8 protein-coding genes and 1 pseudogene are annotated in these 6,444 nt (G+C 74.4%); 3 read left to right on the top strand and 6 right to left on the bottom strand.

The features are described 5' to 3' along the window. Window positions 1-182 precede the first annotated feature (182 nt). From hisH to hisD, 5 genes are all read right to left on the bottom strand, one after another. A complete protein-coding gene (hisH, locus tag ACWJ6R_RS27650; RefSeq protein WP_449065035.1) occupies window positions 183-827 on the bottom strand; it encodes an imidazole glycerol phosphate synthase subunit HisH in 645 nt (214 codons plus the stop codon). Window positions 828-834: 7 nt separating this feature from the next. Further along, window positions 835-990, bottom strand: a complete 156-nt coding sequence (locus ACWJ6R_RS27645; protein ID WP_191893230.1) for a hypothetical protein — start codon at window positions 988-990, stop codon at window positions 835-837. Window positions 991-996: 6 nt separating this feature from the next. Next, on the bottom strand, window positions 997-1,638 hold the full coding sequence (hisB, locus tag ACWJ6R_RS27640; protein WP_449065034.1) for an imidazoleglycerol-phosphate dehydratase HisB: 642 nt from the start codon (window positions 1,636-1,638) through the stop codon (window positions 997-999). Continuing rightward, window positions 1,635-2,708 carry a histidinol-phosphate transaminase gene (locus tag ACWJ6R_RS27635; RefSeq protein ID WP_449065036.1) on the bottom strand — a complete coding sequence of 358 codons (1,074 nt, stop codon included), beginning with the start codon at window positions 2,706-2,708 and terminating at the stop codon, window positions 1,635-1,637. The genes hisB and ACWJ6R_RS27635 overlap by 4 nt, the downstream gene beginning before the upstream one ends. Before the next feature lie 74 nt (window positions 2,709-2,782). Beyond that, window positions 2,783-4,117, bottom strand: coding sequence for a histidinol dehydrogenase (gene hisD, locus ACWJ6R_RS27630; protein WP_449065033.1), 1,335 nt, complete (start codon window positions 4,115-4,117; stop codon window positions 2,783-2,785). Window positions 4,118-4,217: 100 nt separating this feature from the next. Between hisD and ybaK the strand changes: the two genes are divergently transcribed. The 3 genes from ybaK to ACWJ6R_RS27615 are packed head-to-tail and all read left to right on the top strand — an operon-like array spanning window position 4,218 to window position 6,141. Beyond that, window positions 4,218-4,718: a Cys-tRNA(Pro) deacylase gene (gene ybaK, locus ACWJ6R_RS27625; protein WP_449065032.1), complete on the top strand. Its 501-nt coding sequence runs from the start codon at window positions 4,218-4,220 to the stop codon at window positions 4,716-4,718. Continuing rightward, a complete protein-coding gene (locus ACWJ6R_RS27620; RefSeq protein ID WP_449065031.1) occupies window positions 4,718-5,797 on the top strand; it encodes an amidase family protein in 1,080 nt (359 codons plus the stop codon). The genes ybaK and ACWJ6R_RS27620 overlap by 1 nt, the downstream gene beginning before the upstream one ends. Further along, window positions 5,794-6,141 (top strand): amidase family protein, encoded by a 348-nt coding sequence (locus tag ACWJ6R_RS27615; protein WP_449065030.1) that lies wholly within the window; start codon window positions 5,794-5,796, stop codon window positions 6,139-6,141. The genes ACWJ6R_RS27620 and ACWJ6R_RS27615 overlap by 4 nt, the downstream gene beginning before the upstream one ends. Here the strand turns inward: ACWJ6R_RS27615 and ACWJ6R_RS27610 are convergent. Then, window positions 6,119-6,444 (bottom strand): annotated as a pseudogene (locus tag ACWJ6R_RS27610) (hypothetical protein); the annotation flags it as partial. The gene ACWJ6R_RS27615 and the pseudogene ACWJ6R_RS27610 overlap by 23 nt on opposite strands.

Raw genomic sequence — 6,444 nt, 5'->3', positions numbered from 1 at the left:
TGCTCGGCCTCCCGTTCGCCGGCGCCGGGCCTCTCCTTACTCACGGGCGCCTCGCCGGGCGCACCGCGGGACGCCCTGCCGGGCACGCCGCCGGACGCCCCGCGGAACGTCCCGGCAAACACCTCGCACGGAGCCCGGCGAGACGTCCCGGAAAGCGCCCCGCACGGAGCCGGGCGAGACGTTCATCCGAGCGTGCCGAGCCAGTTGGCCAGCAGGCGGGCCCCGGCGTCGCCGGACTTCTCGGGGTGGAACTGGGTCGCCGTGAGCGGCCCGTTCTCCACCGCCGCGACGAACGGCACGCCGTGCTCGGCCCAGGTCACCAGCGGATCGGTGAACCCGGGACCGGCCTGCAGCTCCCAGGAGCGCACGCCGTAGGAGTGCACGAAGTAGAACCGCTCGTCGGCGTCGATGCCGTCGAACAGCACCGTGCCCTCGGGGGCCTTGACGGTGTTCCAGCCCATGTGCGGCAGGACCGGGGCGTCGAGGCGCTCGACCGTGCCGGGCCACTCGCCGCAGCCGGGGGTGGTCACGCCGTGCTCCACCCCCGTCTCGAACAGGATCTGCATGCCGACGCAGATGCCGAGCACCGGCCGGCCCGCCGACAGGCGGCGGGCCACGATCCGGTCGCCGACCACCGACTTCAGCCCGGCCATGCAGGCGGCGAACGCACCGACGCCGGGGACGACCAGGCCGTCGGCCTCCATCGCCGCCTGGTAGTCGGAGGTCACCGTGACGTCCGCGCCGACCCGGGCCAGGGCGCGCTCCGCGGAGCGCAGGTTGCCCGAGCCGTAGTCCAGGACCGTGATCTTCTTGGCCGTCGGAGCCATCAGAGCTTCACCACCAGAGCACCGCCGCTGTGGTCGCCAGGGCCGCGAGGGCGGCCAGCAGGAGCGCGCCCTTCTTCAGTCCCTGTTTGAGGAAGGAGACGATGCCGCCCACCAGGAAGAGGGCGGCGAAGGCCATCGCAACGGCCGTCCAGTTATCGGTCATCGCCCCTCACAGGACGCCCTTGGTGCTGGGCACCCCGGTGGAGCGGGGGTCCGGCTCGGAGGCCTCGCGCAGTGCCCGCGCGAGCGCCTTGAACTGGGCCTCCACGATGTGGTGGGCGTTGCGGCCGTACGGCACGTGCACGTGCAGGCAGATGGCGGCGTGCGCGACGAACGACTCCAGGATGTGCCGGGTCAGCGTCGTGTCGTAGTCCGGGCCGATCATGGGGGCCATGTTCTCCGGCTCGCTGTGCACGAGGTACGGCCGGCCGGACAGGTCCACGGTCACCTGGGCCAGGGACTCGTCCAGCGGGCAGGACGCGCTGCCGAACCGCCGGATGCCCGACTTGTCGCCCAGCGCCTCGCGGAACGCCACGCCCAGCGCGATCGCGGTGTCCTCGATCGTGTGGTGGGAGTCGATGTGCAGGTCGCCCTCGGTCTTCACGGTGAGGTCGAACAGGCCGTGCTTGCCGAGCTGGTTGAGCATGTGGTCGTAGAACCCCACGCCGGTGGAGACGTCGACGATCCCGGTGCCGTCGAGGTCCACCTCGACCAGCACCGAGGTCTCCTTGGTGGAGCGCTCGACGCGCCCCCGGCGCTGTCCGCGCTCGCCTCCGGCGAGACGACCGGGCCGGTCTTCGGTGAGACTCATCGCAGAATTCCTTCCAGGGCGGCGCGGAACGCCGCCATCTCCTCGGCCGTTCCGATGGACACCCTCAGCCACCCGGGCGGGCCGACCTCGCGGATCAGCACCCCCCGCTCCAGCAGGCCCTCCCAGACCGCGCGGCGGTCGTCGAAGACCCCGAAGAGCACGAAGTTGGCGTCCGAGTCGGCGACCTTCAGCCCGTGCCCGCGCAGCCACTCCACGGTCGCGTCCCGTTCGGCGCGCAGCGTGTCGACGGTGCCGAGCAGCTCGGCCCGGTGCGCGAGCGCGACGCGCGCCGCCGCCTGGGTGAGCGTGGACAGGTGGTACGGCAGGCGCACCAGCAGCAGCGCCTCGATCACCGCCGGGCAGGCGGCGAGGTAGCCGAGCCGGGTGCCCGCCATGGCGAAGGCCTTGGACATGGTCCGGGTGACGATCAGCCGCGGGTGGTCGGGCAGCAGGGTCAGCGCGGACGGCGTGCCGGTGCGGGCGAACTCGAAGTAGGCCTCGTCCACCACGACCATGCCGGGCGCCGCCTCGACGATCCGGGCGATCACCGCCGGGTCGAGGGCGGTGCCGGTGGGGTTGTTGGGCGAGGTCAGGAAGACGATGTCGGGCCGGTGCTCCTCGATCGCCGCGACGGCCTTGCCCGGGTCGATCCCGAAGTCGTCCTCGCGCGCCCCGGAGATCCACTCGGTCGAGGCGCCGGTGGTGATGATCGGGTGCATCGAGTAGGACGGCTCGAAGCCCAGCGCGCTGCGGCCGGGACCGCCGAAGGCCTGCAGGATCTGCTGGAGCACCTCGTTGGAGCCGTTGGCGGCCCAGACCCGCTCGGCGGTCAGGCCGTGGCCGAGGTAGGCGGCCAGCTCCTCGCGCAGGGCGACCGCGTCGCGGTCGGGGTAGCGGTTGAGCCCGGCCGCGCCGTGCCGTACGGCCTCGGCGAGGTCGGCGACCAGGGACGCGGAGGGGCCGTAGGGGTTCTCGTTGGTGTTCAGCCGGACCGGGACGTCGATCTGCGGCGCGCCGTACGGCGTGCGGCCCCGCAGGTCGTCGCGGACGGGCAGGTCGTCCAGCGTCACGCGCGGGCCGCCGCCGGTCCCCGTGCCGGGAGCGTCGCCGGCCTCCGGACTCGTACCGGTCGCGTCGTCGGGCCTCATGCGGGGGTCTCCCAGTCGGTGAGCGCGGGCAGCTCGCCCGGGGCGAAGCGGGCGCGGACGGCGGCGCCGTGCGCGGGCAGGTCCTCGGCGTCGGCGAGCACCGACACGTGGGCGGCGGCCTCGGCCAGCGCCCGGCGGTCGTACTCCACCACGTGGATGCCGCGCAGGAAGGTCTGCACCGACAGCCCGGAGGAGTGGCAGGCGCAGCCCCCGGTGGGCAGCACGTGGTTGGAGCCGGCGAGGTAGTCGCCGAGCGAGACCGGCGCGTAGGGGCCGACGAAGACCGCCCCGGCGTTGCGGACCCGGGCGGCGAGCGCGGCGGCGTCGGCGGTGTGGATCTCCAGGTGCTCGGCGGCGTAGGCGTCCACGACGCGCAGGCCCGCCTCCAGGTCGTCGACGAGGAGGATGCCGGACTGGCGGCCGGACAGGGCCTCGGTGACGCGCTCGGCGTGCTTGGTCGCGGCGACCTGTCCGGGCAGCGCCTTCTCCACGGCGTCGGCCAGCTCGGGCGAGTCGGTGACCAGGACCGCCGCGGCGATCTGGTCGTGCTCGGCCTGGCTGATCAGGTCGGCGGCGACGTGCGCCGGGTCGGCGCCCGCGTCGGCGAGGATGGCGATCTCGGTGGGCCCGGCCTCGGAGTCGATGCCGATGCGGCCCTTGAGCAGGCGCTTGGCCGCGGCGACCCAGATGTTGCCGGGGCCGGTGACCAGGTTCACCGGGGCGCACTCCTCGGTGCCGTAGGCGAACATCGCCACGGCCTGGGCGCCGCCCACGGCGTAGACCTCCTCGACGCCGAGCAGCGCGCAGGCGGCCAGGATCGCCGGGTGCGGCAGCCCGCCGAACTCCTTCTGCGCGGGCGAGGTGACCGTCAGCGAGGCGACCCCGGCCTCCTGAGCGGGCACCACGTTCATCACGACGCTGGAGGGGTAGACCGCCTGGCCGCCGGGGACGTACAGGCCCACGCGCTCGACGGGGACCCAGCGCTCGGTGACGGTGCCGCCGGGCACGACCTGGGTGGTGACGTCGGTGCGGCGCTGGTCGCGGTGGACCAGGCGGGCGCGGCGGATGGACTCCTCCAGGGCCGCGCGGACCCTGGGGTCGAGCTCGGCCAGCGCGCGGGAGAGCGCCTCGGCGGGCACCCGGGTGGAGCCGAGCTGCACGCCGTCGAACCGGGCCGTCCACTCCCGCACCGCCGCGACCCCGCGATGATGCACGTCCTCGCAGATGGGCCGGACCTTCTCCAGGGCGGCTTCGACGTCGAGTTCGGCACGGGGCAGCACGTCGCGCAGGTCCTCGGGGAGGGCGCCGCGCAGGTCGGTACGGGAAATCACCTGAACAGTCTACGGAGCCCCGGGACCCGCTCCCGTCCGCATTCCACCATGCGGACGGCCCTTACGCTGTAGATCCTGCCGAGTCGCTACCCTTCCTGCCATGGGCAAGCCGAAGAACGCCAGAGGCCAGGGCACCCCGGCGACGGTGGCGCTGAGCCAGGCCGGAGCGGATTTCACCCTGCACCCCTACGAGCACGACGCGGGGGCGCAGGCCTACGGCGAGGAGGCCGCCGACGCGCTCGGCGTGCCTCCGGCGCGGATCTTCAAGACGCTGGTGGCCGAGGTCGACGGCGGCCTGGCGGTCGCGGTGGTGCCGGTGGCGGGCAGGCTGGACCTCAAGGCGCTGGCGGCGGCGCTGGGCGGCAAGCGCGCCGCGATGGCCGACGCGGCCAAGGTCGAGCGGGTCACCGGTTACGTGGTGGGCGGGATCAGCCCGCTGGGGCAGCGCAAGCGGCTGCCGACCGTGGTCGACTCCTCGGCCCTTTCGTTCGAGACGGTCTACTTCTCCGCCGGACGGCGCGGGCTGCAGATCGAGACCGCCCCCGCCGAGCTGGTACGGCTGACGCAGGCGGTCACGGCCTCCATCGGCACGAGCGGATGATGCACTACCTGACCGCCGTCGAGATGCTGGAGCTGCTGCGCACCCGGCAGGTCAGCGCGGTGGAGCTGCTCGAGGCCCATCTGCGGCGGATCGAGGAGGCCAACCCTGCGGTCAACGCGATCGTCACGCTGGCGGCCGAGCGCGCCCGCGCCGAGGCGGCCGCCGCCGACCGGGATCTGGCGCGCGGGGTCTGGCGCGGGCCGCTGCACGGGCTGCCGGTCGCGCACAAGGACCTGACCGACACCGCGGGGATCCGCACCACGTACGGCTCGCCGATCTTCGCCGGCCACGTGCCCGCCCGCGACGCGCTGATCGTGCGGCGGATGCGCGAGGCCGGGGCGATCACGGTCGGCAAGACCAACACCCCCGAGTTCGGCACCGGCTCGCACACGGTCAACGAGATCTTCGGCGCCACCCGCAACCCCTACGACCTGTCCCGGTCGGCCGGCGGGAGCAGCGGCGGGGCCGCCGCCGCGCTGGCCTGCGGGATGGTCCCGCTGGCCGACGGCTCCGACATGGGCGGGTCGCTGCGCAACCCGGCCTCGTTCTGCAACGTGGTGGGACTGCGGCCGACGCCGGGACGGGTGCCGTCGCCGTCCCCGACGGCCGCCTGGTTCACCCTCGGCGTGTCGGGCCCGATGGCCAGGACCGTCGCCGACCTGACGCTGCTGATGAGCGTGGTGGCCGGGTTCGACCCCGCCTCGCCCCTGTCGGTCGCCGAGAGCGGCGCGGTCTTCACCGAACCGCTGGACCTGCTGGACCTGACCGGGCTGCGGGTGGCCTGGAGCCCGGACCTGGGCGGCCTGCCGGTGGACGCCGAGACCGCGCGCGTCACCGCGACGGCCCCGGCGGTGCTGGAGGGGCTGGGCGCGCGCGTCGAGCGGGTGGACCTGGACCTGTCCGGCGCCGAGGAGGCGTTCCGCACCTACCGCGCCTGGTACTACCTGCTCTCCTACGGCGATCTGCCGCCCGAGCGGCTGGGCGAGAACGTGCGCTGGAACGTCGAGCGGGGCCGCGAGGTGACCGGGACGGACCTGGCCCGCGCCGAGCGCTGCGCAGCCGCCTCTACCAGCGGATGAGCGCGTTCTTCGACGCCTACGACTTCCTGCTCGCGCCGGTCAGCCAGGTGCCGCCGTTCCCGGTGGACGCGCCGTACGTCACCGAGATCGGCGGCGAGCCGCTCCCGGACTACCTGGCCTGGATGCGCTCGGCCTACTGGGTCAGCGTGCTGCACGCCCCGGCCGCCTCGGTGCCGTGCGGGTTCACCTCCGGCGGGCTCCCGGTCGGCGTGCAGATCGTCGGGCGGCCCTTCGCCGACCTGCGGGTGCTCCGGCTGGCCCACGCCTTCGAGCAGGCCACCGGGCACGGGCTGCGCAGGCCGGACCTGCCGCCGGGGGCCGCTACCGCGCCGGTCCGCCGCTGATGTCGTAGGAGGAGATCGGCCCGTAGGGGTCCCGGCCGCCGAAGGGGCGGCGCAGCGGCGAGTCCCGGTAGCCCGCCAGGCCTTCCAGCGCGGCGAAGAGCCCGGCGGCCAGCATCGGCCAGGCCACCAGCACGCCCCGCGCGGTCAGCTCCAGCGGCCCGGCGACCGCCGGCAGGTTCCGGCCGGAGGCGGCCACGTGCACCGCGCCCAGGTTCACCGCCCCGCCGACCACCGTCGCCAGGTACCCGGCCAGCAGCCCGCCCGCGCCAGGCCGAGCACCACGGCGAGCGGACGGCCCGGCGC

The organism is Planomonospora algeriensis (genome assembly GCF_977012225.1).
The sequence above is the reverse complement of the archived record's forward strand: the minus strand, read 5'-3'. Positions and strand labels throughout refer to the sequence as shown.

Bases quoted from the DNA above. Each gene is read 5' to 3' on its own strand.
- hisH (WP_449065035.1), bottom strand. From the start codon at position 827: ATGGCTCCGACGGCCAAGAAGATCACGGTCCTGGACTACGGCTCGGGC.
- ACWJ6R_RS27645 (WP_191893230.1), bottom strand. From the start codon at position 990: ATGACCGATAACTGGACGGCCGTTGCGATGGCCTTCGCCGCCCTCTTC.
- hisB (WP_449065034.1), bottom strand. From the start codon at position 1,638: ATGAGTCTCACCGAAGACCGGCCCGGTCGTCTCGCCGGAGGCGAGCGC.
- ybaK (WP_449065032.1), top strand. From the start codon at position 4,218: ATGGGCAAGCCGAAGAACGCCAGAGGCCAGGGCACCCCGGCGACGGTG.
- ACWJ6R_RS27620 (WP_449065031.1), top strand. From the start codon at position 4,718: ATGCACTACCTGACCGCCGTCGAGATGCTGGAGCTGCTGCGCACCCGG.
- ACWJ6R_RS27615 (WP_449065030.1), top strand. From the start codon at position 5,794: ATGAGCGCGTTCTTCGACGCCTACGACTTCCTGCTCGCGCCGGTCAGC.